Annotated in this window: 24 protein-coding genes; 18 read left to right on the top strand and 6 right to left on the bottom strand. The window is 65.1% G+C overall.

All coding sequences use genetic code 11. The annotated features are described in order from the left end of the window. The first annotated feature begins 179 nt into the window (after positions 1 to 179). A complete protein-coding gene (hemA, locus tag QU44_RS01025) occupies positions 180 to 1,418 on the top strand; it encodes a 5-aminolevulinate synthase (protein ID WP_033919527.1) in 1,239 nt (412 codons plus the stop codon). Here the strand turns inward: hemA and QU44_RS01020 are convergent. Next, a complete protein-coding gene (locus QU44_RS01020) occupies positions 1,402 to 2,058 on the bottom strand; it encodes a class I SAM-dependent methyltransferase (RefSeq protein WP_033919526.1) in 657 nt (218 codons plus the stop codon). The genes hemA and QU44_RS01020 overlap by 17 nt on opposite strands. After that, the gene (locus QU44_RS01015) at positions 2,055 to 3,290 is read right to left on the bottom strand and encodes a DUF3419 family protein (protein ID WP_033919524.1); all 1,236 of its coding nucleotides are present in this window, start codon (positions 3,288 to 3,290) and stop codon (positions 2,055 to 2,057) included. Before QU44_RS01015 ends, QU44_RS01020 begins: the two co-directional genes overlap by 4 nt. A 200-nt stretch (positions 3,291 to 3,490) precedes the next feature. On the opposite strand from QU44_RS01015, the gene rpiB reads away from it, so the two are divergent. After that, entirely contained in the window at positions 3,491 to 3,937 is a 447-nt protein-coding gene (gene rpiB / locus QU44_RS01010) for a ribose 5-phosphate isomerase B (RefSeq protein WP_033919523.1), read from the top strand. Between the two features lie 84 nt (positions 3,938 to 4,021). Here the strand turns inward: rpiB and QU44_RS01005 are convergent, their stop codons facing one another. Further along, entirely contained in the window at positions 4,022 to 4,507 is a 486-nt protein-coding gene (locus QU44_RS01005) for a DUF3429 domain-containing protein (RefSeq protein WP_052134193.1), read from the bottom strand. Positions 4,508 to 4,610: 103 nt separating this feature from the next. Here QU44_RS01005 and glyA point away from each other — a divergent pair, with 103 nt between their 5' ends. The 4 genes from glyA (at position 4,611) to QU44_RS00990 (ending at position 7,842) form a co-directional block, all read left to right on the top strand. Further along, positions 4,611 to 5,924 (top strand): serine hydroxymethyltransferase, encoded by a 1,314-nt coding sequence (gene glyA / locus QU44_RS01000; RefSeq protein ID WP_033919521.1) that lies wholly within the window; start codon positions 4,611 to 4,613, stop codon positions 5,922 to 5,924. A gap of 2 nt (positions 5,925 to 5,926) precedes the next feature. Beyond that, entirely contained in the window at positions 5,927 to 6,091 is a 165-nt protein-coding gene (locus QU44_RS18440) for a hypothetical protein (protein WP_197054203.1), read from the top strand. Then, the gene (gene nrdR, locus QU44_RS00995) at positions 6,092 to 6,553 is read left to right on the top strand and encodes a transcriptional regulator NrdR (RefSeq protein WP_033919519.1); all 462 of its coding nucleotides are present in this window, start codon (positions 6,092 to 6,094) and stop codon (positions 6,551 to 6,553) included. Between the two features lie 224 nt (positions 6,554 to 6,777). Beyond that, positions 6,778 to 7,842: a TrmH family RNA methyltransferase gene (locus QU44_RS00990; protein WP_081987779.1), complete on the top strand. Its 1,065-nt coding sequence runs from the start codon at positions 6,778 to 6,780 to the stop codon at positions 7,840 to 7,842. 6 nt (positions 7,843 to 7,848) lie between these two features. Here QU44_RS00990 and QU44_RS00985 read toward each other — a convergent pair whose 3' ends face one another. Further along, positions 7,849 to 8,151, bottom strand: coding sequence for a chorismate mutase (locus QU44_RS00985; protein WP_033919518.1), 303 nt, complete (start codon positions 8,149 to 8,151; stop codon positions 7,849 to 7,851). Between the two features lie 226 nt (positions 8,152 to 8,377). On the opposite strand from QU44_RS00985, the gene rpsD reads away from it, so the two are divergent. The 9 genes from rpsD (at position 8,378) to clpS (ending at position 17,707) form a co-directional block, all read left to right on the top strand. Next, positions 8,378 to 8,992 carry a 30S ribosomal protein S4 gene (gene rpsD, locus QU44_RS00980; protein WP_033919516.1) on the top strand — a complete coding sequence of 205 codons (615 nt, stop codon included), beginning with the start codon at positions 8,378 to 8,380 and terminating at the stop codon, positions 8,990 to 8,992. A 295-nt stretch (positions 8,993 to 9,287) separates the two neighbouring features. Next, complete coding sequence (locus tag QU44_RS00975; protein WP_033919514.1) at positions 9,288 to 10,931, top strand: M28 family metallopeptidase; 1,644 nt, start codon at positions 9,288 to 9,290, stop codon at positions 10,929 to 10,931. 69 nt (positions 10,932 to 11,000) lie between these two features. Continuing rightward, on the top strand, positions 11,001 to 11,972 hold the full coding sequence (locus QU44_RS00970) for an agmatine deiminase family protein (RefSeq protein ID WP_033919513.1): 972 nt from the start codon (positions 11,001 to 11,003) through the stop codon (positions 11,970 to 11,972). 123 nt (positions 11,973 to 12,095) lie between these two features. After that, complete coding sequence (gene aguB / locus QU44_RS00965; RefSeq protein WP_033919512.1) at positions 12,096 to 12,944, top strand: N-carbamoylputrescine amidase; 849 nt, start codon at positions 12,096 to 12,098, stop codon at positions 12,942 to 12,944. A gap of 146 nt (positions 12,945 to 13,090) precedes the next feature. Continuing rightward, positions 13,091 to 14,092, top strand: a complete 1,002-nt coding sequence (locus QU44_RS00960) for a sensor histidine kinase (protein ID WP_033919510.1) — start codon at positions 13,091 to 13,093, stop codon at positions 14,090 to 14,092. A gap of 83 nt (positions 14,093 to 14,175) precedes the next feature. Beyond that, entirely contained in the window at positions 14,176 to 14,472 is a 297-nt protein-coding gene (locus QU44_RS00955) for an EthD family reductase (RefSeq protein ID WP_081987778.1), read from the top strand. Next, complete coding sequence (locus QU44_RS00950; protein WP_269429152.1) at positions 14,465 to 15,004, top strand: cytochrome b; 540 nt, start codon at positions 14,465 to 14,467, stop codon at positions 15,002 to 15,004. Before QU44_RS00955 ends, QU44_RS00950 begins: the two co-directional genes overlap by 8 nt. Positions 15,005 to 15,147: 143 nt before the next feature. Beyond that, complete coding sequence (locus QU44_RS00945) at positions 15,148 to 17,241, top strand: TonB-dependent receptor (RefSeq protein ID WP_033919508.1); 2,094 nt, start codon at positions 15,148 to 15,150, stop codon at positions 17,239 to 17,241. 130 nt (positions 17,242 to 17,371) lie between these two features. Beyond that, positions 17,372 to 17,707, top strand: coding sequence for an ATP-dependent Clp protease adapter ClpS (gene clpS, locus QU44_RS00940; protein WP_033919603.1), 336 nt, complete (start codon positions 17,372 to 17,374; stop codon positions 17,705 to 17,707). A gap of 32 nt (positions 17,708 to 17,739) precedes the next feature. Here clpS and QU44_RS00935 read toward each other — a convergent pair whose 3' ends face one another. After that, positions 17,740 to 18,474, bottom strand: a complete 735-nt coding sequence (locus QU44_RS00935) for a Crp/Fnr family transcriptional regulator (RefSeq protein WP_231621567.1) — start codon at positions 18,472 to 18,474, stop codon at positions 17,740 to 17,742. Positions 18,475 to 18,595: 121 nt separating this feature from the next. Here QU44_RS00935 and murA point away from each other — a divergent pair, with 121 nt between their 5' ends. Next, positions 18,596 to 19,891, top strand: a complete 1,296-nt coding sequence (murA, locus tag QU44_RS00930; protein WP_033919506.1) for a UDP-N-acetylglucosamine 1-carboxyvinyltransferase — start codon at positions 18,596 to 18,598, stop codon at positions 19,889 to 19,891. A 4-nt stretch (positions 19,892 to 19,895) separates the two neighbouring features. On the opposite strand, the gene QU44_RS00925 is transcribed toward murA, so the two are convergent. Then, positions 19,896 to 21,164 (bottom strand): acyltransferase family protein, encoded by a 1,269-nt coding sequence (locus tag QU44_RS00925; protein ID WP_052134192.1) that lies wholly within the window; start codon positions 21,162 to 21,164, stop codon positions 19,896 to 19,898. Between the two features lie 100 nt (positions 21,165 to 21,264). Here QU44_RS00925 and ispG point away from each other — a divergent pair, with 100 nt between their 5' ends. Both ispG and QU44_RS00915 read left to right on the top strand, forming a co-directional pair. Continuing rightward, positions 21,265 to 22,389, top strand: coding sequence for a flavodoxin-dependent (E)-4-hydroxy-3-methylbut-2-enyl-diphosphate synthase (ispG, locus tag QU44_RS00920; RefSeq protein WP_033919504.1), 1,125 nt, complete (start codon positions 21,265 to 21,267; stop codon positions 22,387 to 22,389). 28 nt (positions 22,390 to 22,417) lie between these two features. Then, positions 22,418 to 23,947: a PQQ-dependent sugar dehydrogenase gene (locus QU44_RS00915; protein WP_231621566.1), complete on the top strand. Its 1,530-nt coding sequence runs from the start codon at positions 22,418 to 22,420 to the stop codon at positions 23,945 to 23,947. The last annotated feature ends 103 nt before the right edge of the window (positions 23,948 to 24,050 follow it).

Below are 24,050 nucleotides of genomic sequence, written 5' to 3'. Positions count from 1 at the left end.
TCGCGGGCCGGCTTGAGACTCGGACGCACCGCGATGGATTTTCTCTATCATAATGATCGAACGCGCGCATTGATCCAGAGCAACAGCGTGGTTGCCGACGATTCCCCTTCACTGAGTGCGCTACGGGATTTGGGGCTTTCGACTGGAAATCCACCGCCTCATTCGCTAGGTGGCACCCCATGATACGAGAGGCCAAGCCCGCAATCGATTATGCGCGCGTTTTTTCGCAAGCGATCGATCGACTGCACGCCGAAGGGCGTTACCGCGTGTTCATCGACATTTTGCGGAACAAGGGCGCGTTTCCCAACGCACGCTGCTTCGCCGGCCATAACGGGCCGAAACCGATCACCGTCTGGTGTTCGAACGACTATCTGGCGATGGGGCAGCACCCCAAGGTGATCGCGGCGATGGAAGAAGCGCTGCACGATGTTGGCGCAGGATCGGGCGGCACGCGCAATATCGGCGGCAACACCCATTATCATGTCGATCTGGAACATGAGCTTGCCGACCTGCACGGCAAGGAAGCAGCGCTGCTGTTCACCAGCGGCTATGTCTCGAACGAGGCGACGCTGTCGACGATCGCCAAGCTGCTGCCCGGCTGCATCATCTTTTCAGACGAACTGAACCACGCATCGATGATCGCGGGTATCCGCAATTCGGGCTGCGAAAAGCGGGTGTTCCGCCACAACGACCTGGCGCATCTCGAAGAATTGCTCGCCGCCGAAGAAGAGGGCGTGCCCAAGCTGATCGCGTTCGAAAGCGTCTATTCGATGGATGGCGATGTCGCGCCGATCCACGCGATCTGCGATCTGGCCGACAAATATAACGCATTGACCTACCTCGACGAAGTTCATGCCGTTGGCATGTACGGTACGCGCGGCGGCGGCATTTCGGAGCGCGACGAATGCGCCAGCCGGCTGACGATCGTCGAGGGCACGCTGGGCAAGGCGTTCGGGGTGATGGGCGGCTATATCGCCACCGATCGCACGATCGTCGACGTGATCCGCAGCTATGCGCCGGGGTTCATCTTCACCACCAGCCTATCGCCGGTGCTGGTGGCAGGCGCGCTTGCGAGCGTGCGGCATCTGAAGGGCTCGTGCGAGGAGCGTGACGGGCAACAGGCCGCTGCCGCGCGGCTCAAGGCGATGTTCGACGCAGCCGGCCTCCCGGTGATGGATTCGACCACGCATATCGTGCCGCTGATGGTGGGCGATCCGGTGAAGGCCAAGAAGATCAGCGACATCCTGCTCGCCGAATATGGCGTGTACGTCCAGCCGATCAATTATCCGACCGTCCCGCGCGGTACCGAGCGGCTTCGCTTCACCCCCGGCCCCGCGCATGACGAAGCGATGATGCGCGACCTGACCGCCGCATTATGTGAGATCTGGGGTCGGCTGGAGCTCAGGCTGGCCGCCTGACCTCCGCCGCCCAGGCATAGCCGCGATAGAGCGGTCTAAAGCACGCAACCCCGCCCGCCGCATCCGCCGCGCTCTCCACGATGCGCAACAGATCGCCGCGCGGGGTGACGTCGAACTTGCGCAGCCAGGCGAACAGCCCGGTGCGGAACGGGCGCGGCAACCGTTCCTGCTGGCCGAAATCAACGATGTGCAATTGCCCGCCGGGTGCGAGCGCGGCGGCAGCAGCGGCGATCGCGCCCTGCCAATCGGGGATCATCGACAGCGTATAGCTCATGAACACGCGGTCGAACGCGGGCACGCCGAACAGGGCGGCTGGGGCGAAATCGGTGGCATCGCCCTGCGCCAGCGTGATCCGATGCGACAGCCCCGCCCTGGCGACATTGGCGCGCGCGGTTTCGAGCATCGCCTGCGAAATGTCGAAGCCATAGCAATGCGCCTGCGGCCAGCGGCGCGCGGCGACGATCAGATTGCGCCCGGTGCCACAGCCGACTTCGAGCACCGTTCCCTGTGGCGGCGGCATCAGGTGGCGGATCAGCCGGTCGCGCCCGAGCAGATAATATTTGCGCGTCAGGTCATAGAAATGCCGCTGGGTGGCATAGATCGAATCCATCTGCCCGGCATGGCGCTGTGCCTCGCTCATCGCTTGAACACGTACAGATGGACGCCGCCATAGATCGCCGATCGGTCGCGGCGGGTGTAATCGAGCGATTCATCGGCGCGATAGTCCCAGCGATCGAGGATCGAGTCGGGCACGCGGCCCGGCAGCAGCGTCGGCGCGGCGGCGGTGCGGAACAGCACGCGCGCGCCGGGGCGGGCGGTGCGGGTGATGCCGGTCCACAGCCGGGTCAGTACCTCGTCGGTCATCCAATCCTGCGCGTCGAGCAATATGTAGCGATCGAGCGAGGCATCGGGCATCGATTCGAGATAGTCACACATATTGGCATGGCGCACCTCGACGCGATCGACGCGATCGACCACCGCCTGGTAATTGGCGGGCTTGAGATAGGGCGGCAGCGACGCCGCCGGTCCCTCGCCATAGCCGCGCCCAAACGCCTGCCAGGCGAAATAATTATCGGCGAGCGCGAAGTCGCAGGCGAGCTTTTCGAGCCGCTGCTTGAGCACCGCCGAAATCCCCTCGGGATCGTCGCCCGCCAGCGCGACATATTGCGCAGGGGGGATGCCGAGGCCGAACAGCGAGGCCGGCTGGTCGGTGAGCCAGCGGACGAACTTCTTGTCGAACACCGGCGCCAGCTTGGTCTCGAAAATCTGGCGCTGTTCCTCGATCGTTTTGGCCTGGAGGATGATTCGCGGATCGATGCCATAGAGCTTGGCGACCAGATGCGCCGCACCGATGAAGCCGCCGAGCAGCCCGCGCTTGTAAAAGCCCTTGGAGAAACCCGAGATGCGGCGCTTGCCGATCAGCCCGCGCCCTTCCCAATAACGCCGGCTGGTCTCGTCGAGATGCGGCGCGACATATTTGCGATAGGCGTCGATATTGTCGGGGCGGTTGGCCTCGCCGAAGAAGCGGTGGAAGGCGGCGTGATCGGGCAGATGCCGCGCGGCGGCGATCTTCAATTTGCCGAGCGCGATGTGCGCGGTGTTGAGATCGACCGCCGTGATCGCGGCCGGATCAGCGGTGAGATAGCTCAGCACGTTGCAGCCGCCCGAGGCGATCGTCACGACATGGCAATCGGGCGTGATCGCCAGCGCCTCGAGATCGACTTCAGGGTCTTCCCATATCTGGGCATAGACCAGCCCGCGAAACGCGAAGGAAAAGGCGCGTTCGAGCAGCCCCTGCTTCGACAAATGCTCGTGACGATGCACCGCGTCGCGGACGGCGTGGTTCTTGGGGGCTTTTGCAAGCGAGGCCATGGGCTATCCTTCAAGGAAGCGCGCGGACGGGTCCGTGCATCCAACCGCCGATAGTGATGCTGTGTGACGCTTCGATGTCAACACCGGCGCGGGGCCAGGCGCGGCGGGTGAAGGCGATATGTCCACGGGGGGTGGTGGCGCTATCGATCGCTCGAAGCTAGATACGCGCAGCATTCCCGCGAACCTGAGAGAACCCGCCCGTGCAACGCAACATCATCATCGCTTCGGATCATGCCGCGTTGGAGCTCAAGGCGGCACTGGCAGGCTGGCTGCGCGAGGGTGGCCATGCGGTCGACGATCTGGGGCCGCATGACGGCGCGAGCGTCGACTATCCCGATTATGGCTATCGGCTGGCGCAAGCGGTGGCTGGCAGCGATGCGATCGGCATCGCCTTGTGTGGATCGGGGATCGGCATCTCGATCGCGGTCAACCGCCACCCCGGCTGCCGCGCGGCATTGGTCAACGAACCGCTGTCGGCGGCGTTGGCGCGCGAGCATAACGACGCCAATGTCATCGCGCTGGGCGCGCGGCTGGTGGGGGTGGAGATGGCCAAGGCGTGCGTCGCGGCGTTCTTGGCGACCGAGTTCGGCGGCGAGCGCCATGCACGGCGCGTGGGCAAACTGGGCGCGCCGGTGCTGGGGGATTAGGGCAACGCGAAACGGGTTGCGGGAAAACGGGCCAGGAAAACGGGCCAGGAAAACGGGCCAGGAAAACGGGCTGGGGAAACGCGCCTAGCTCATCACCCCGATCGCCAGCGTCAGCCCGCCCAGCCCCAGCGACAGCGGCACCCGCAGCGTCATCCACCATGGCGGCGCGATCCCTTCCGCCACCAGCCGGCGATCGATCGCCAGACTGCCGACAATCCCCAATCCCAGCAGCATCAGCGACGGCCCCGGCCAGGTCATCCCGACCGCCCAGGGGATGGTGCTCACCAGCGCCACCAGCGACGGCAGCACCGCCATGCCGAACACCCATCCGCGCGCGGTATGGGCAGGCGCGGCGGCGGCAAGGCCCCACCACAGGCCACCCAGAAAGCTGAAGATGATCGCGGCATAGGCGAACGCCAGCGCCTGCGCCGAAAACGCCCATTCAGGATTGCCCGGCAGGATCGCGGCGAAGGCAGCGATTTGCGGCAGCAGCCCCGCGAAGCCGAGCAACCGGGCGTTGGCGGGAATGGCGGCGAAGCGGCTGGCGGGCGGGGAGGCGGATTGGGGCATACCCCCTTAATGGTGGGTGGCGTTCGGCTTCGCCAGCATCTAAGGACACAGCCGACCGGTGCGCCGCTCCAGATGCTGGCGCCCATCCGAAAGGTACCGCCGCATGAGCACCAATCCGCAAACCCTGCACGACCTTCAGCCCGACGGCTTTTTCACCCGCGACCTCGCCTCGAGCGATCCCGAAATCTTCGCGGGCATCGAGCATGAGCTGGACCGCGAACGCCACCAGATCGAGCTGATCGCGAGCGAGAACATCGTGTCGAAGGCGGTGCTGCAGGCGCAAGGATCGGTCTTCACCAACAAATATGCCGAGGGCTATCCCGGCAAGCGCTATTATCAGGGCTGCGCGCCGTCGGACGAGGTCGAGACGCTGGCGATCGAGCGCGCCAAGGCGCTGTTCGGGTGTGGCTTTGCCAACGTCCAGCCGCATTCGGGGGCGCAGGCCAATGGCGCGGTGATGCTGGCGCTGGCCAAGCCCGGCGACACGATCCTGGGCATGAGCCTCGATGCCGGCGGTCATTTGACGCACGGTGCCAAGGCGGCGCAGTCGGGCAAATGGTTCAACGCGGTGCAATATGGCGTTCGCCGCGAGGATCACCTGATCGATTTCGACCAGGTCGAGGCATTGGCCAAGGAGCATCGTCCCAAGCTGATCTTTGCCGGCGGTTCGGCCTATCCGCGCCAGATCGATTTCGCCAAGTTTCGCGCGATCGCCGATGAAGTCGGGGCCTATCTGCTGGTCGACATGGCGCATTTTTCGGGCATCGTCGCGGCGGGGCATCACCCCTCGCCCTTCGGCCACGCGCATGTCGTGACGACGACGACGCACAAGACGCTGCGCGGTCCGCGCGGCGGCATGATCATGACCAATGACGAGGCGCTGGCCAAGAAGTTCAACTCGGCGGTGTTCCCCGGCCTTCAGGGCGGCCCGCTGATGCACGTCATCGCCGCCAAGGCGGTCGCGTTCGGCGAGGCGCTTCGCCCCGAATATAAGAGCTATATCGCCGCCGTGGTCGAAAACGCCAAGGTGCTGGCGGCGACGCTGAAAGAGCGCGGATCGGACCTCGTCTCGGGCGGCACCGACACGCATCTGGCGCTGGTCGACCTGACCCCGCTCAAGGTGACCGGCAAGGACGCCGACGAGGCGCTCGAGCGTTCGGCGATCACCTGCAACAAGAACGGCATCCCGTTCGATCCGCTGCCGCCGATGAAGACCAGCGGCATCCGCGTCGGCAGCCCCGCGGGTACCACGCGCGGCTTTGGCACCGCCGAGTTCCGCGAGATCGGCAACATGATCGCCGACGTGCTCGACGCGCTGGCGGCGAACGGCGAACATGGGGACCCTTCGGTCGAGGCCGACGTTCGGTTGAGGGTGCGCGCATTGTGCGAGCGCTTCCCGATCTATCCGGAGCTTTGAACATGAACCAGAACGACACCGGCATCGACAAGACGCTCGGCAAGAGCATGGCAAAATGGGGCGCATTGGGTGCGGTCATCGCGATCCCGGTGCCGTTCATCGGCCCGATCATCGGCGCTGCCGCCGGCGCTGGCTATGCGTATTACAAGGGCAAGAAGCGGGTCTGAATGCGCTGTCCTTTCTGCGCCCATGAAGACAGCCAGGTAAAGGACAGCCGCCCGAGCGAGGACGGCGGCGCGATCCGCCGCCGTCGTCAATGCTCGGCCTGCGGCGCGCGCTTCACCACGTTCGAGCGGATTCAGTTGCGCGAGCTGTCGGTGCTCAAGAGCGAGGACCGCCGCGAACCGTTCGACCGCGAAAAGCTGATCCGATCAATCTCGATCGCCTGCCGCAAGCGCCCGATCGCCGCGCCGCAGATCGAGCAATTGGTATCGGGCATCCAGCGCCAGCTCGAAACCTCGGGCGAGACCGAGGTGGGGACGAAGCGGATCGGCGAGATGGTGATGGAGGGGCTCAAGGGCCTCGATTCGGTGGCGTATATCCGCTTCGCGAGCGTGTATAAGGACTTTCGCGAGGCACGCGATTTCGAGGAATTCGCCGGCAGCGTGACCGAGGTGGCGCGGGGGTGAAGGGTTCGTTCCTTACCCCGTTCGTCCTGAGGTGGGGCTGAGCGAAGGCGAAGACCCGTATCGAAGGACATTGCCCCACGCGACCCAGTCCTTCGATACGCCATTTCGACAAGCTCAATGGCTACTCAGGACGAACGGAGAGGAAAAACGCTGTCGCTGGCTTCTTTTCCGCAAGCCGCATACCGTTTAGCACCCCATCCAAACCGCGCATCGAAGGACCGCGAGTGGCATTCCACACCTATATTCTGCGCTGCTCCGACGGACATTATTATGTCGGCCACACCGATAACCTTGAACGGCGGATCGCGCAGCATCAGGCGGGCGAAATGCCCGGCTATACCCAGACCCGGCTGCCGGTCGAGTTCCTGTGGTCGGCCGATTTTCCTTCTCGCGCCGAGGCGTTGCAGGTCGAGTTGCAGCTTAAGGGCTGGGGGCGTCCCAAGAAGGAGGCGTTGATCCGCGGCGATTGGGCCGCGGTGCAGGCGCTGGCGAAAAAGTCCTTCGATACGGGTCTTCGACAAGCTCAGCCCCACCTCAGGACGAACGGGGAAGAGGATCATTCCGCACCCCAACTCGCCCCGCCCCCCGTCCTCATCCTTGTCCGCCCCCAGCTCGGCGAAAATATCGGCAAGGCGGCGCGGGCGATGCTCAATTTCGGGCTGACCGAGCTGCGGCTAGTGGCACCGCGAGACGGCTGGCCCAATCCCAGCGCCGGCCCGGCCGCCAGCGGGGCCGATCGCGTGCTGGCCGAGGCGACGGTCTATGACAGCGTCGCCGACGCGGTCGCCGATTGCGCGCATGTGTTTGCGACGACGGTGCGGCGGCGCGGCGTCGTCAAACCCGTCATGACGCCCGAACAGGCGGCGGTGGCGATCCATAGCGATTCGTCGCGCGCGGCGATCCTGTTCGGGCCTGAGCGTTCAGGGCTCGACAGCGACGATGTCGCGATCGCGCGGACGATCATCACCGTGCCGATCAACCCCGAATTCGGATCGCTCAACCTGGCGCAAGCGGTGATGGTGGTCGCGTATGAATGGTCGAAGCATGTCGCGCTGGCGCAGCCATCGCGCATCGAGCCCGATCCGCCCGCGCTGCAGGCCGATCTCGACGGCATGATCGGCCAATGGGATTCGATGCTGGAGGAGGCGGGCTATTTCTTCCCGCCCGATCGCACCCCGGTGACCAAGCGGATGATGCGGACGCTGCTGACCAAGCCCAATTGGAGCGCGCAGGAGGTGCGGACGGTGCGCGGGATGCTGACCGCTTTGGCCAAGCCGCAAAAACGCTGACGCGGGTTAGCGCCGGTCGAACGCCGCCAGTTCATAGGCGATCGACGCTTCGACCAGCCGTTCCCACAACTCGCCGACCACCGCCTCGGGCACACCCATGTCGCGGGCATGCGCTTGCGCATTGGCGATCACCTGCGCCTTGCGCGCTTCGTCGCGGACCTGGCCGCGCTCGGGCTTGATGCGCGCGGCGGCGTCCATATAGCCAAAGCGCGTGGCGAGCAGCGCCACCAGTTGCGCGTCGAGCGCATCGACGCCGGCACGAACATCGCGCATGGTGGTGCAATCGGCGGGGGGAAGAATATCGGCCATGCCCGCCGCTTTCGCGCAGGCGGCGCAGCCTGTCCAGCTTGACTCGCAGCCCCCTCGCCGCTAACGGCCACGGCTTCGCAATCGACCCCGCACCCCGGTGAAGCGGTGGTCCTGCCGGTCCCAATGACTTTTCGTTTAAGGTCAGGCCGATCCAAGCAGCGCGACGACCGGGATCGCATGGCATTCGGCCGTGCGGTCAACCGCAATTGCTACAAGGACTTAACGTATGTCGAAGCGCAACAGCGCCAAGTACAAGCTCGATCGGCGGATGGGCGAGAATATTTGGGGTCGTCCCAAATCGCCCGTCAACAAGCGTGAATATGGCCCCGGCCAGCACGGCCAGCGCCGCAAGGGCAAGGTGTCGGACTTCGGCATCCAGCTTCGCGCCAAGCAGAAGCTCAAGGGCTATTACGGCGAAGTCACCGAAAAGCAGTTCCATTCGACCTATGTCGAGGCGGCACGCCTGAAGGGCGATACCAGCCAGAAGCTGATCGGCCTGCTCGAGCAGCGGCTCGACATGGTGGTGTATCGCGCCAAGTTCGCACCGACGATCTTCTCGGCGCGCCAGATCGTGAACCACGGCCACATCCGCGTGAACGGCGTGAAGTGCAACATCGCCTCGCGCCGGATCAAGCCGGGCGACGAAATCTCGCTGGGCAGCAAGGCACAGCAGATGGCGCTGGTGATGGAAGCACAGACGCTGGCCGAGCGCGACATCCCCGATTACATCGCGCCCGACGGCAACGCCAAGGTGACCTTCACCCGCGTGCCGACGCTCGACGAGGTGCCGTATCCGGTGAAGATGGAACCGAATCTGGTGGTCGAATTCTACTCGCGCTGATGCACGGGATTTAGCGCAGCTAAATCCGGCACCGAGCGACGGCGCAGCTTTGCCGCGACGCAGTTTCAGGAAAAGGGCGGTGCCGAAAGGTGCCGCCCTTTTTCATGCGGCGCGCAATCGCCTGCCTCGTCATTCCCGCGAAGGCGGGAATCCATAAAGGCGAAGCTTGCCGCTCATTGCCGACGTCCGAGACCATGGATTCCCGCCTTCGCGGGAATGACGATCGGTGGGCAGGTGTGGACAAGCCCCCCGCTGCGGCTACCATCGCGCGCATCCCCTTCCGCCGGAGTATCCGATGCGTATCCTTCCCCCCGCGATCCTTCCCCTCGCCTGCCTCCTCCTCGCCTCGACCGCCGCCAGCGCGCAGACGGTGCCGATCGACACCTTTCGCGATGCGGTGAAGACCCTGTCGTCGGACGAATATGAAGGCCGCGCGCCGGGCACCAAGGGTGAGGAAAAGACGCTCGCTTATCTCGTCGAACAATTTCAGGCGGCAGGGCTGGAGCCGGGCAACCAGGGCGAATGGTTCCAGGATGTGCCGCTGGTCGAAATCACCGCGCGCAACGTATCGCCGCTGACCTTCACCGGCGGCAAGACTCCGATGCGCCTAGCCTATGGCCCGCAAATGGTGATCGGCACCTATCGAGTCACGCCGCGCATCGACCTGAAAGACTCCGACGTCGTCTTCGTCGGCTATGGCGTCAACGCGCCCGAGCGCGGGTGGAACGACTATGCCGGGGTCGATGTGAAGGGGAAGACCGTCGTCATCCTGATCAACGATCCCGATTGGGCGAGCAAGGACATGACCGGCGACTTCGGCGGGCGGGCGATGACCTATTATGGCCGCTGGACCTACAAATATGAAGAAGCCGCGCGCCAGGGTGCCGCCGCCGCGATCATCGTCCACCAGACCGCGCCCGCCGCCTATGGCTGGAACGTCGTCCAGTCGAGCTGGACCGGCGCGCAGCAATTGGCCGACAGCGCCGATGGCGGCGCGAGCGAGAGCAAGGCGATCGGCTGGATCCAGCTCGATCAGGCCAAGGCGCTGTTCGCGGGCGCGGGCAAGGATTTCGATCAGCTCGCCGCCGCCGCCGCGCGCAAGGGGTTCAAGCCGGTGCCGCTGACCGGCGTGAAGGCTTCGGTGAGCTTTGACAATCAGGTCCGCAAGCACGCCTCGAAAAACGTGATCGGTATCCTGCCGGGCACCGCGCGACCCGACGAGGTGGTGCTCTATACCGCGCATTGGGATCATCTCGGCCGCTGTGAAGCTGCGCCCGATGGCGACGACATCTGCAACGGCGCGATCGACAATGCGACGGGCACCGCCGCGCTGGTCGCGCTGGCCAAGGCCAATGCGGCAGCGGGCGCGACGCCGCGCAGCCAGGTGTTCCTGGCGGTAACCGGGGAGGAATCGGGGCTGCTGGGCAGCGCTTATTATGGCGACAACCCGGTCTATCCGCATGCCAGAACCGTCGGCGGGGTCAATATGGACGCACTGCAAATGGCTGGCCCGGCGAAGAACGTGACCGTGGTCGGCGCAGGCAAGTCCGAGCTAGACGGCTACCTCAACCGCGCGCTGGCGGCGCAGGGCCGCGTCGCCAGCCCCGAGCCGACCCCCGAAAAGGGCTATTATTACCGATCGGACCATTTCAGCCTCGCCAAGCATGGCGTGCCGATGCTGTATGTCGATGGCGGCAACGATCTGGTCGAAGGCGGCGTCGCGGCGGGCGAGGCTTATGCCGCAGCCTATGAGAAAAACGCCTATCACGGCCCCAAGGACGAGTTCGATCCCAAATGGCGCTGGGACGGGGTGCAGCGCGACCTCGACCTGTACTACGCCGTCGGGCGCGCGCTGGCGACGAGCGATGCGTGGCCCAACTGGGTGGCCGGCGACGAATTCCGCGCGATCCGCGACAAGAGCCGGGCGGGGGTGAAATAAGGGGGCACCTTTCCCGCAAAGGGGGGAAGATGCTTTCCTCCCACCGCTTCCCCCATTACATCGCGCGCCATGACTCTCCCCCCTCCCCCCGAATGGGCATCGCATGATGCGGTGTGGATCGGCTTTCCCAGTGACCCCGACATCTGGGGCGCGCCGATCGACGGCGCGCGCGCCGAGACCGCCGCTTTTGCCAACGCGATCGCTGCCCAAGGGCGCGGCGAGACGGTGTTGCTGGTCGCCGCCGATGCCGAAGCCGCCGCCGCCGCGCGCCCGCTGATCGACGCGCAGGTCGAACTGATCGTCGAACCCTTTGGCGATGTCTGGCTGCGCGATACCGCCGCGATCGTCACCGGCGACGGCAGCGCGCGCGATTTCGGCTTCAACGGCTGGGGCGGCAAGTTCCACTTTCCCGGCGATGAGGATGTCGGCGCGCGGCTGGCACGGCGGCAGGGCTTGCGTTTCGAAACCTGCGACTGGGTGATCGAGGGCGGATCGATCGACGGCGACGGCACCGGGCTGGTCGTCACGACCGAGCAATGCCTGCTCAACCGCAATCGCAATGCCGCGCTGTCGCAGCAGGATGCCGAGGCGCGGCTGCTGAGCGATCTCGGCTATGATCGCGTGCTGTGGCTGGGCGACGGGCTGGTCAACGACCATACCGACGGCCATGTCGACAACCTTGCGCGCTTCGTCGGGGTCAACCGGCTGGCGATCCCGGCCCCGGAGGAAAACGACCCCAATTGGCTGATCTATCAGGACGCGGTGCGCCGTGCCGAGGCGTTCGGGGTCGACGTCGTCCGCCTGCCCTCGCCCGGCCGGGTGATCGTCGAGGGCGACGTGGTGCCCGCCAGCTATATGAACTTCTATATCGGCAATGCAGCGGTCGCGGTGCCGACCTATGGCATGCCCAACGACGCAGCCGCCGTCGCGGCGGTGCAGGCGCTGTTCCCGGATCGCGAAGCGGTGGGGCTGCGCGCCGACCATATCCTGACGGGTGGTGGGAGTTTCCACTGCATCAGCCAGCAATTGCCGCGAATCTAATTCCCCCCTCCCGCTTGCGGGAGGGGTCGGGGGTGGGGCTATCCATCACCGGCAAACCAGTGTGCGGATACGCCCACCCCTAACCCCTCCCGCAAGCGGGAGGGGGACCAGAAGAGGTAGCCCATGACCACCATCACCGTCGCCGCGATGCAGCTTGCCTTTGGCCCCGACCTCGGCGCCAACATCGCCGCGGTCACCGAGCTTGTGCGCGAGGCACATGCCAAGGGCGCGCAGGTCGTGCTTCCCCCGGAACTATTCGAGGGTGAATATTTCTGCCGTACCGAGGAGGAGGAATGGTTCGCCACCGCGCGGCCCGTTACCGAACATCCCGCGGTGCTGGCGATGCAGCGCCTCGCTGACGAGCTGAACCTCTACATCCCCACCAGCTTTTTCGAGGCCGACGGGCCGCATCATTATAATTCGCTGGCGATGATCGGCCCCGATGGCGGCGTGCAGGGGGTCTATCGCAAGAGCCACATTCCCGATGGCCCGGGCTATGAGGAGAAATTCTATTTCCGCCCCGGCAATACCGGCTTCAAAGTGTGGGACGGCCCCGCCGCCCGCCTCGGCGTCGGGGTGTGCTGGGACCAATGGTATCCCGAAGTTGCGCGAGCGATGATGCTGATGGGGGCCGAAATCCTGTTCTATCCCACCGCGATCGGGGCCGAACCGCATGATGCCACACTCGACACGCGGCATATGTGGCGGCGCGCGATGCTTGGCCATGCGGTGTCGAACGTCGTGCCGGTGGTCGCGTCGAATCGCATCGGCGTCGAGCATGGCCAGGCATTTTACGGCCACAGCTTCATCTGCGACGAATATGGCGAAATGCTTGCCGAATTCGGGGCGGAGGAGACAGGCGTGCTGACCGCCACGCTCGATTTGGCGCGGGTGAAGAAGAACCGCGCCGGCATGGGCTTTTTTCGCGATCGGCGGCCGGAACTATATCGCCGGCTGGTCGAGGACATCTGAAGCCGTGCGCCGGGCTGCCATAATCCCGCGGTCGCCTGCCCTAAAAACCGCTAATAATGGCTAGACGAAGCCCCGTTTCATCCCTTAACGCTCGCTGAATACTGGTTCGCAACGGTCGCTGAAACATATCAACCCAAGGTGACGACATGGCCGCTGATCTGCCCAAGGCACATGAGTGGCAGGCCGAGCATCTCCGCTTGGCGATCGACGCTGCGGGCGTGGCCTTATGGGCATGGAACGTCGATACCGACCTGCTGACGATGGACATACGCGGCTTCCAGCTGTGGGGCGTCGCGTGGAGCGACAAGGTCACCTTTGCTGAATTGTCGCTGCGCATTCACCCCGCCGATCGCGACCGCGTGCGATCGGCCTTCGCCGCGACCCGCGCGACACTGGGTGCCTATGAGACCGATTTTCGCATCCTGATCGGCGACGAAGTCCGCTGGATCGCCGCGCGCGGCCAGGGCGAGGATGTCGGCATCGTCGGGCGCACGATGTTCGGCATCTTCCTCGACGTCACCGGGCGCAAACAGGCCGAGGAAGGCCATGAGCTGCTGGCGGGCGAAATGAGCCACCGCGTCAAGAATCTGCTCGCCATCGCCACCGGCCTGACCGCGATCACTTCGCGATCGGCGACCAGCACGACGGAGATGGCGCGCGAGCTTACCGGGCGGCTGGCGGCATTGGGGCGCGCGCATGATCTGGTCCGCCCGCTGCCCAATGGCCAGGGCGGCGCGGCGCTGCTGGGCGACCTGATTTCGATCCTGCTGGCCCCGTATAACGACCTGGGCGCGTTCAAGGGGCGGATTCGGGTCTCGGTGGAGCGGCTCGGCGTCGGCGAGGCGGCGGCGACGGGCATCGCGCTGATCATCCACGAACTCGCGACCAATTCGATGAAATATGGCGCGCTGTCGCAACCCACCGGCACGCTCGACGTCACCAGCGCGGCCGAATCCGAGCATGTCGTCCTCACCTGGGTCGAACGCGGCGGTCCGCCGGTCGATGCGCCGGGCAAAGCCGAAGGATTTGGCAGCCAATTGGTAAAGCGCAGTGTTTCGAGCCAGCTGGGCGGATCGATCGATTATAACTGGGCGGCTGAAGGATTGATCGTCACGCTGGGCATCAAACGCGATCTGCTGGCCGCATAGCGATATTTGCCCGCGCTGCTCGACTTGGGGCCAAAGCGGGGATAGCGTATAGGTTGATCGCCGAGGGAGAAGCGCTTGTGAGCATGTTGCTGGTCACTTACCCCAAAAGCGATGGGGCGCGATTCGACGCCGATTACTACACCGCCGAGCATCTGCGCCTGGTGCGCGAGGGATGGACGCCGCACGGGCTGACCGACGTCCATGCGCTGTTTCCCAGCGGTGCCGGCGATACCGGCTTTACCGCGATCGCGGTGATCAAATTCGGCGACAATGATTCGCTGCAGGCGGCGCTTGCCTCGCCCGCGACGCCCGGCATCATGGCCGATGTGCCCAATTTCACCGATATCGAGCCCTCCATGCACTTCATGAAACGTGGCTGAGGCCCTGCACCCCGCCGATCGCTATGGCGCGGTCGCCCGCTTCCTGCATTGGAGCATGGCGGCGCTGATCCTGATCAACCTCGCGCTGGGGCTGTTGCACGACTGGCTCGAGGATATCGGCTTTCAGGCGATGGGCCTGCACAAATCGCTCGGGCTGACCTTGCTGGTGCTGATCGTCGTCCGGATCGGCTGGCGGCTGGCGCATCGACCGCCGCCGCTGCCCGGCAGCATGTCGGCGAAGGAAGCGCGGCTGGCCACCGCCGTACATATCGCACTCTATGCGCTGATGGTGGTGATGCCGCTCAGCGGCTATATCTTCTCGTCGGGCGGCAAATATCCGCTCACCTATTTCGACCTGTTCAGCGTCCCCAAATTGCCCGTCACCCGCGACGACATGATCGTCGACCTGTCGCATGAGGGGCATGAGATCCTCGGCTGGGTGATGCTGCTCGCCGCGATCGGGCACATCGCCGCCGCCTTGCGCCACCATCTGGTGCTGCGCGACGGCATGCTCAAGCGGATGCTGGGCTGAAGGATCAATAGCGCGCGGGTTCAGCGCCAGCCCAGCCAAATCTGTGGTGTTTTGGGGGCCTATGGTACTTTGGGGTAATGCGGTTGACCCCGTCGCGCCGAGCATGCACCGAATGGGGCCTATCCATTGGAAGGCCCGGCATTTTGCAAACCCCCAATTCGCTCTGGCCCAATTCGCTCCGGCGCATCGCCTTCGCCCTGCTCGCGGGGACCGCCACCCCGGTGTTGGCGCAAAGCTTACCCGGGCAAGCGCAGCCCGACATCGTCGTGACGGGCGGCGGTATCGACGAGGTCGATCCCCGATCCGACGCGATCGCGATCCTCGAACGTGACCGGCTGACCCGCACCGCAAGCAATCGGCTCGAGGATGCGCTGGCCGATGTCGCGGGCCTGCAATCCTTTCGCCGCGCCGATTCGCGATCGGCCAACCCGACCAGCCAGGGGATCACGCTGCGCGGCATCGGCGGCAACGCCTCCAGCCGCGCGCTGCTGATCCTCGACGGCGTGCCGCAGGCCGATCCGTTCGCCGGCTGGGTCGCCTTCCCCGCCTACGCCCCCGCACGCCTGGGCCGCGTGCGCGTGCAGCGCGGCGGCGGCAGCGCGTTATGGGGTTCGGGCGCGCTATCGGGCGTGATCGAAATGACCAGCGCCACCCCCGATCAATTGTCGCCGCTGACCGCCGATATTTTCTATGGCGAGCGCAATTCGGTCGATGCGCAAGGTTCGGCCAGCCTGGTGCGCGACAGCGGCTTTGCCAGCTTTACCGCCGGCTATGCGCGCGGTGACGGCTTCGTGCCGATCATCGCGCAAGATCGCGGCGCGGTCGATCGCGCCGCGCCCTATGAACAATTCAACGCATCGGCGCGCACCGTGTTCGCCATCGCCGCCGACACCGAATTGCAGGCAACGGTGCAGGGCTTCACCGACCGGCGCGAGCGCGGCCAGGCATTTACCGGGATCGAGAGCGACGGCGCCGATGCCAGCGTTCGGCTGGTGGGGCGCGGGCGCTGGGGCTGGTCGGCGCTTGGCTATGTCCAGACGCGCCGCTTCGCCAGCAGCTTTGCCGCGATCGCCGCCGATCGCAGCACCGCGACGCAGACGCTGAACCAGTACAACACCCCCGCCACCGGGCTTGGCGCGCGATTCGAAATCGCGCCGCCATTGGGCGAGGCGCTGTCGGTGCGGTTGGGCAGCGACGTTCGCGAAACATCGGGCGAGACGCGCGAATTATTCACCTATGTCGCCGCCAATCCCACCCGCCGCCGCGTCGCGGGCGGCACCACGCGGACGCTGGGCGGCTTTGTCGACCTCAAGGCGACATTGGGCGACCTGCGAATCGACGCCAATGGCCGGCTCGACGGCTGGTGGATCGAGGATGGGCGGCTGTTCGAGGCGACGCTGGCGACCGGGGCGACGCTGACCGACACGCGCTTCGCCGATCGGTCGGGCACCCAGCCGACCGGGCGCTTTGGCCTGGCCTATGCCGCCGCCGATCCGCTGACGCTGCGCGCGGCGGTGTATCGCGGCTGGCGGCTGCCGACCCCCAACGAGCTGTATCGCCCTTTCCGCGCCGGGGCCGACGCCACCGCCGCCAATGCCGAACTCACCCCCGAAACGCTCGAAGGGATCGAGGCCGGGGTCGATTTCGCGTTCGACGACCGCTTCACGCTGGCAGCGACCTTGTTCGCCAACCGGCTGAACGATGCGATCGCCAACGTCACCGTGGCGCGCGGGCCGGGCACCTTCCCGGGTGTCGGCTTTGTTTCGGCAGCGGGCTTTTACCGCCGGCGCGACAATCTCGAATCGATCGAATCGCGCGGGGTCGAAATTGACGGGCGCGCGCGGCTGGGCGCGTTCACGCTGGGGCTGTCCTATGCCTATGCCGACGCGACCGTCACCGCCGGGCCGCTCGCGCCCGCGCTCGACGGGCTGCGCCCCGCACAGGTGCCCGCGCACCAGGCGGCGGGCACGATCGGCTGGGCCAGGAACGACTTCCTCGCCTCTGCGGCGCTTCGCTATGTCAGTGAGCAATTCGAGGATGACCAGAACAGCCGCTCGCTCGGCGACGCGCTGACGCTCGACGCGGTGCTGGCGGTGCCGGTCGCGCAAGGACTGGCGATCGAGGGGCGCGCGGAAAACCTGTTCGACGCTCGGGTCGAAACCGGGTTCAACGGCACGGCGCTCGAACGCGCGCGGCCACGCCAGCTTTGGATCGGTATCCGTGCCGCGATCGATTGACGTAGCGGTATCGGCGGGGCGGCGGCGGATGCAAAAGCTTGCCACCCCGCCCATCGGCACTCTTGCCCTTGCCCCCCAAAATGCCATATTTCAGGGCGTGATGTTGACCCAGACCAATCCGCCGATGCTGATGGCCGAAGACGGCGATGACCGCGATAACGACAATGGTCGCGATTCGCTGGGCGTCGCCACGCGGACGCGGACCAAGACCAAACAGCCGACGCCATATCGCGTGCTGATGCTCAACGACGATTATACCCCGATGGAATTCGTCGTGCTGTGCCTTCAGCGCTTTTTCCGCATGAATATGGAAGAGGCGACCAGGGTGATGCTGCACGTCCATCAAAAGGGCGTCGGCGTATGCGGCGTGTTCACCTATGAGGTCGCCGAGACCAAGGTGAGCCAGGTGATGGACCTGGCACGCCAGAATCAGCATCCGCTGCAATGCACGCTGGAAAAGGCCTGACGGAGCGAAATCCTGACCCGCCAGGCCCGGCGTCAACGCCCCTTGGGCAGCCAGGACAGATCCAGCCCCTGGTAGCGATCGACATAATTGGTCGCGGCCATCAGCCCCGCTTCATCGCGGATCGCGACCTTGGTGCCGTCGCGGCCGATCATCCCCTCTTCTTCCAATTGCCGCAGCATCCGGTTGACATGCACCGCCGTCAGCCCGGTCGCATCGCCGATTTCCTCCTGCGTAAGCCCCAGCATGAAGCCATTGCCGGTGCCGCTGTCGTCGGTCCGCTGGCGGTTGCGTAGTTCTAACAACAGCGACCCCACCCGCGCCTTGGCCGATGTGCGCCCCAGCGCCGCTAGCCGATCGGTCAGCGCCACCCGCTCGATCTGGCCATAGACCAGGATCATCGCCGCCAGCCGGGGATGGGTTTCGACCAGTTCGCTCAACCCCGATTTCTCGAACGGACAGACGACGCATTCGGACAGCGCACAGATCGTCTCAGGCGCTTCTTCATACAGGATCGCCGACAGGCCGAGCATGTCGCCGGGAAAATGAAAGCGCAGGATCTGCCGCGCGCCATCGTCCAGGATGACATAGGTCATCATCATGCCCTTGCGCAGCACGAACAATTCGTTGCCGGTATCGTGCGAGCGCCGAAGCACCGATCCGCGCTTCACCGTGCGGTTGCGCTCCTCCAGCCGGGCCAGCGCCTCGCGCTCATGCTCGGTAAGCGTAATATGCTCGCTCAATACCTCGGCGAAACAACTCCCAGCCACGCAATGATTCTCCCTGTTTGGTCGCGCCCATCACCCTTGTTTCGGGCCGCCGCCATAACCTCGATCAATCGGCAGATAATGCGAAGCTTGCGCCGTGGTTCCGGTGCGATAGAAGCCGCGCATGGATCGCATCATCATTCGCGGCGGCAATCGGCTGCAGGGCCGCATCGCCATTTCCGGGGCCAAGAACGCGGCGCTCACGCTCATGCCGTGCGCGCTGCTCACCGATGAGCCGCTGACGCTGCGCAATTTGCCGCGGCTGGCCGATGTCGACGGCTTTGGCCATTTGCTCAACCAGCTCGGCGTGTCGACGATGGTCGAGGGCGCGCACCCCACCGATTTCGGGCGGGTGATGACGATGCGCGCACAGCGGCTGACGTCGACGGTCGCGCCCTATGACATTGTTCGCAAGATGCGCGCGTCGATCCTGGTGCTGGGGCCGCTGCTGGCGCGCGCGGGCGAGGCGACGGTGTCGCTGCCCGGCGGCTGCGCGATCGGCAACCGCCCGATCGACCTGCATCTGAAGGCGCTCGAGGCGCTGGGGGCCGAGATCGAGCTGGCGGCGGGCTATGTAAAGGCGACCGCGCCCAAGGTGAATGGCGTCGCCCGACTGCCCGGCGGGCGCGTCAGCTTCCCGATCGTGTCGGTTGGCGCGACCGAGAATGCGATCATGGCGGCAGTGCTCGCCACCGGCACCAGCGTGATCGAAAATGCCGCGCGCGAGCCAGAGATCGTCGATCTGTGCAATTGCCTGCTGGCGATGGGCGCATCGATCACCGGCATCGGCGGTGAGACACTGACGATCGAGGGCCGCGACCGGCTGCACGGCGCGACCTATCGCGTGATGCCCGACCGGATCGAGGCGGGCAGCTATGCCTGTGCCGCCGCGATCACCGGCGGCGCGGTCGATCTGGTGGGGGCCAGCGCCGCCGACATGCGCGCGACGATCGCCGCCTTGGTGAGCGCGGGCGTTTCGGTGGAAGAGCGCGGCGATTCGCTGTTCATCCAAGCTTCAAACGGCCTCAAGCCGCTGACGCTGTCGACCGCGCCTTATCCCGGCTTCGCCACCGACATGCAGGCGCAGTTCATGGCGATGCTGACGCAAGCCGAGGGTGCCAGCCTGCTGACCGAGACGATCTTCGAAAACCGCTACATGCACGTGCCCGAACTGGCGCGGATGGGGGCCGACATCCAGGTGACCGGGCGTTCGGCGGTGGTGCGCGGGCGCACCCCGCTGGTCGGCGCGCCGGTGATGGCGACCGATCTTCGCGCGTCGATGAGCCTGATCATCGCAGGGCTTGCGGCGCAGGGCGAGACGCAGGTCAGCCGGATCTATCACCTCGACCGCGGCTATGAGCGGCTCGAGGAAAAGCTCCAGGGCGTCGGTGCTGACATCGAACGCCTGGGCGACGGCTGACCCCTTATTCCTCCCCCGCAGGGGGAGGGGGACCATGCGCAGCATGGTGGAGGGGGGGCACCACAAGCGACATTGCTCGTGGAAAGCCCCCTCCACCGCTACGCGGTCCCCCTTCCCGTTCCGGGGAGGAACTTGCCAGGCCAATTATCGGCCGCAGCCAGCGCACGCGCCGCCCGACCAGATAAAAGCCAACACACGCCGCCACCGTCCCGCCCAGCAGCAGCGCGAACTCGGCCCAGGGTGACAGCCCCCACCCCAACGTCTCCCACGCGATCAGCACGATCGCGGTGTGGTGGATCAGGTAAAAGGGAAACACCGCCTCACCCAGCCTCTTGCGCCAGCGATGGTCGCGGTTCCAATAGCGATCGGCGAGGTGGAACAGCGCCAGGATCATCGCCCAACCCATCGCCACCCGCGCAAAGCGATCGGCCATCATCACCAGATGCGGCGGCACCGCTTCGCCCTGATAGCGAAGCTCGGTCGCCACCACCACCGCGCCGGCCGCCACCGCGATTGCCAGCGCGGGCTTCCAAAGGCGATCGACACCCGCCCACAGCGCAGGCTGCGCCGCCAGCGTGAAGCCGAACAGGAAGCTAGGGAAAAACGTCGCATGCCCCGGCCAGTCGGTGAACAATCCCTGTTGCTCGGGCACGGTGAACAACAGCGCCAGCCGCACGATGCCCATCACCGCGATCGGCACCCATAACAGCCGCCCGCCGTGCAGCAGCCAGCCGACCAGTCTTGGCCCCGGCACCCGCCCCAGCGCGCCCATCGCCACCGCGACCATCGTATAGGCCCATAGATACACGACGAACCACAGATGCTCCCAACTGGGAAACAGCTCGCCCCAGAACGATCCGACCCGCCAATAATCGCGCGTCCAGAAATGCCAGTAGCTGCCCGGATAGCCGTGATCGACGATCTGGACCCACATCTCGATCGGCACCAGCATCACCATGCCGAACGCCAGCGGCAGCAGCAGTCGCCAGTTGCGCGACCGCACGAAGGCGCGCGCGCTGTCCGATCGCAGCAACAGCATCCGCGATGCATAGCCCGATACCGCGAACAACAGCGCCAGCCGCCACGGCGTCAGCGCCGCCATTGGCGCGATCAGCGCGGGATAGCTGCGCTGGGTATCGATCACCCAATGCCAGGGCGCAAAGACCATGCCGATATGATACAGGATCAACAGCGCAAAGGCGGCGATGCGGAGCCAATCCAGTCCATAATGGCGCTGCCCCGCCGGCTTGTCGGTCCCGGCAATCGCCTCCATCTGCACTAGGCTGGCCTTCGATAGGGGACGCGCGCTTTCGTGCGGCGGTTGCTGACGCTATAGGCAGTGCCAGGTAACCGAACCGTTAGCGAGATTTCTCATGTCGATCAGACCATGGCGCGACATCACCCGCCGCCGCAGCCGGCAGATCATGGTGGGTAATGTTCCCGTCGGCGGCGACGCGCCGGTGACCGTCCAGACCATGACCAACGCGCCGACCAGCGACGCCGCCGCGACGATCGCGCAGATCCGTCGCTGCGAGGAGGCGGGGGCCGACATCATCCGCGTGTCCTGCCCCGATGTCGAAAGCACCGCCGCTTTGGGCCAGATCGTCCGCGCCGCGCGCGTGCCGATCGTTGCCGACATTCATTTCCACTATAAGCGCGCGCTCGAAGCCGCCGATGCCGGCGCTGCCTGTCTGCGGATCAACCCCGGCAATATCGGTTCGCCCGCGCGCGTCGCCGAAGTCGTGCGCGCTGCCAAGGCCAATGGCTGCGCGATCCGCATCGGCGTCAATGGCGGCTCGCTCGAGCGCCACCTGCTCGAGAAATATGGCGAGCCCTGCCCCGAGGCTTTGGTCGAATCGGCGCTCGACCATATCAAATTACTCCAGGACCACGACTTCCACGAGTTCAAGGTGGCGGTGAAGGCATCGGACCTGTTCCTGGCGGTCGCCGCCTATCAGCAGCTCGCCGAAGTCGTCGATTGCCCGCTGCATTTGGGCATCACCGAAGCGGGCGGCTTCGTCGGCGGCACCGTCAAGTCGGCGATCGGGATGGGCAGCCTGCTGTGGTACGGCATCGGCGACACGATCCGCGTCTCGCTATCGGCCGAGCCCGAGGAGGAAGTCCGCGTCGGCTTCGAAATCCTCAAGGCTCTTGGCATCCGTAATCGCGGCGTCCGCGTCGTTTCGTGCCCCTCGTGCTCGCGCCAAGGATTCGACGTGATCCGCACCGTCCAGAAGCTCGAAGAGCGCCTCCAGCACATCCGCACCCCGATGAGCCTCTCGGTCCTGGGATGCGTCGTCAACGGCCCCGGCGAAGCGCGCGAGACCGACATCGGCATCACCGGCGGCGGCAATGGCAAACACATGGTGTATCTGTCGGGCGTCACCGACCACCATGTCCAGGACGAAGGCATGGTCGATCACATCGTCCGCCTGGTCGAGGCTAAGGCAGCCGAACTGGAGGCAGCCGAGGCGGCGAAGGCGGTGGTGGCGGCGTGAGGGATCACTCGGCCCGCAACGCAACCCCTTGATCCCGCACTATCATTCCGCCAAGGTCTCAGGAAAGCGGGGAAATTGGGGCATGGCGATAGGGCAGATCGGAAATAAGCGGGCGGTCACGGGAGCGCTCGGCGCTCTGGTTTTCAGTTTGCTGGCAGGTTGCGGAGGTGGCGGCAGCACAACACCAAGTCCAACACCGGCACCGCCGCCTGTGAACCGCGCGCCAGCCTTCACCTCGGCTGCGACCGCAAATACCCTCGAAAACACGGAGGCAAGCTTTTATCAGGCAGTCGCAACCGATGCCGATGGCGACGCGCTCAGTTACTCGATCGGCGGTGGGTCTGATGCTTCGCGGTTTCGGATCACGTCTGGCGGCCAGTTGTTTTTCCTGGTTGCACCCAATTTCGATCTTCCCAGCGATGCCGATGGTGACAATGTCTACCGGGTAGATATCGTCGCCAGCGACGGTCGAATAACGACGACTATCACCCTTGGAGTCACCGTGACCAATTCGAAGGAGGGGGTTGCCGTTCGCCGGGTAGCCAGCGGATTCAATAGTCCTGCCGCTATAGATGCGGTAAGCGACACGCTGTTACTGATCGCCGAACGATCTGGCGCGGTATACCAACTCAATCCGCAAACTGGCGGAAGATCGCTGCTGGTGCAGGTCGAGAATGTTGGTGGAGTAGGCGTAACCGCAATCGCTGCGGCTCCTGATTTTGCTACAACGGGCACGTTCTTCGTGATGCACACCACGGAAACCGGCTTTCTTGTCCTTCAGCGATATCTGCGCAGTCGGGCAGGTCCGACGCACCCTGACAATTTGTCCCTGATATTGGGGATCAACGCCCCCCAATATGCAGGCGGTGGATCGCTCGGCTATACCGCTAACGGCACCCTGTTCGCAGCCACCGGCGACGCTGGCGGAAGCGGCGATCCTGCGGGCAGCGCGCAGGATGCAAATTCGAGGCTCGGCAAGATTTTTCGGATCACGGCGAACCCGGATCCCTATGCAGGTGCAACGGTACAGTTCTTCCTCGTCAACCCCGTTGGTAGCGGCCTGCATCAGCCCAACGGGTTCGCTCGGTTTCAGGACGGGTTCCTGATCACCGACCAAGGTGAATCGATCGCCGACGAAATCAACTTTCTATCCAATGGCACCACTATCACGAATTTCGGATGGCCCTTCCGCGAAGCGACGCGCACGGTCCGAGGGGGGGCCGTGAATGGCCTTACCGATCCGGTCGTCGAATACCCAATCGGTGCCGCCGCGCGTCCGGGACGAGGGATCATTGGCGGCGCAATCGGGCCGAGCACGATAGCATCGCTCCGCCAGCAATATATCTTCGCCGATCGTGACGGGGCGATCCTCGCCGTGCCGGTCGCGTCGATCCGCGCGGGGACCACGCTTGGCACGACAGTGCAAGAGCGTCGCACCGCCGATTTCGTACCCGATCAAGGCACAATCGATCGCCCGGTGGCGATCGCTGCGAGCGCGACCGAGAAAATGTACATCGTCGATGCTGATGGCGAAATATTCAGTGTGGAGGGTAGTTAAGCCAAAGCGGAATTTCATCGGGGCATGGCGGCGTGCCCCAACGTGCAGGGTTGGCGGAAAGCCGACTGGTCAGACCGTTGGCGGATTATACATATTCGAGCCG

The sequence above is a fragment of the Sphingomonas sp. 37zxx genome, from assembly GCF_000786205.1.
GTDB lineage: Bacteria > Pseudomonadota > Alphaproteobacteria > Sphingomonadales > Sphingomonadaceae > Sphingomonas.
This window is presented reverse-complemented; position numbering and strand designations above follow the sequence as displayed.

Coding starts and splice junctions, on each gene's coding strand:
- QU44_RS00960 (WP_033919510.1), top strand. CDS start 13,091: ATGGCCGCTGATCTGCCCAAGGCACATGAGTGGCAGGCCGAGCATCTC.
- QU44_RS01020 (WP_033919526.1), bottom strand. CDS start 2,058: ATGAGCGAGGCACAGCGCCATGCCGGGCAGATGGATTCGATCTATGCC.
- hemA (WP_033919527.1), top strand. CDS start 180: ATGATACGAGAGGCCAAGCCCGCAATCGATTATGCGCGCGTTTTTTCG.
- rpsD (WP_033919516.1), top strand. CDS start 8,378: ATGTCGAAGCGCAACAGCGCCAAGTACAAGCTCGATCGGCGGATGGGC.
- QU44_RS00925 (WP_052134192.1), bottom strand. CDS start 21,164: ATGGAGGCGATTGCCGGGACCGACAAGCCGGCGGGGCAGCGCCATTAT.
- QU44_RS18440 (WP_197054203.1), top strand. CDS start 5,927: ATGAACCAGAACGACACCGGCATCGACAAGACGCTCGGCAAGAGCATG.
- QU44_RS01015 (WP_033919524.1), bottom strand. CDS start 3,290: ATGGCCTCGCTTGCAAAAGCCCCCAAGAACCACGCCGTCCGCGACGCG.
- QU44_RS00970 (WP_033919513.1), top strand. CDS start 11,001: ATGACTCTCCCCCCTCCCCCCGAATGGGCATCGCATGATGCGGTGTGG.
- QU44_RS00955 (WP_081987778.1), top strand. CDS start 14,176: ATGTTGCTGGTCACTTACCCCAAAAGCGATGGGGCGCGATTCGACGCC.
- clpS (WP_033919603.1), top strand. CDS start 17,372: ATGGCCGAAGACGGCGATGACCGCGATAACGACAATGGTCGCGATTCG.
- QU44_RS00985 (WP_033919518.1), bottom strand. CDS start 8,151: ATGGCCGATATTCTTCCCCCCGCCGATTGCACCACCATGCGCGATGTT.
- nrdR (WP_033919519.1), top strand. CDS start 6,092: ATGCGCTGTCCTTTCTGCGCCCATGAAGACAGCCAGGTAAAGGACAGC.
- glyA (WP_033919521.1), top strand. CDS start 4,611: ATGAGCACCAATCCGCAAACCCTGCACGACCTTCAGCCCGACGGCTTT.
- murA (WP_033919506.1), top strand. CDS start 18,596: ATGGATCGCATCATCATTCGCGGCGGCAATCGGCTGCAGGGCCGCATC.
- QU44_RS00975 (WP_033919514.1), top strand. CDS start 9,288: ATGCGTATCCTTCCCCCCGCGATCCTTCCCCTCGCCTGCCTCCTCCTC.
- ispG (WP_033919504.1), top strand. CDS start 21,265: ATGTCGATCAGACCATGGCGCGACATCACCCGCCGCCGCAGCCGGCAG.
- QU44_RS01005 (WP_052134193.1), bottom strand. CDS start 4,507: ATGCCCCAATCCGCCTCCCCGCCCGCCAGCCGCTTCGCCGCCATTCCC.
- aguB (WP_033919512.1), top strand. CDS start 12,096: ATGACCACCATCACCGTCGCCGCGATGCAGCTTGCCTTTGGCCCCGAC.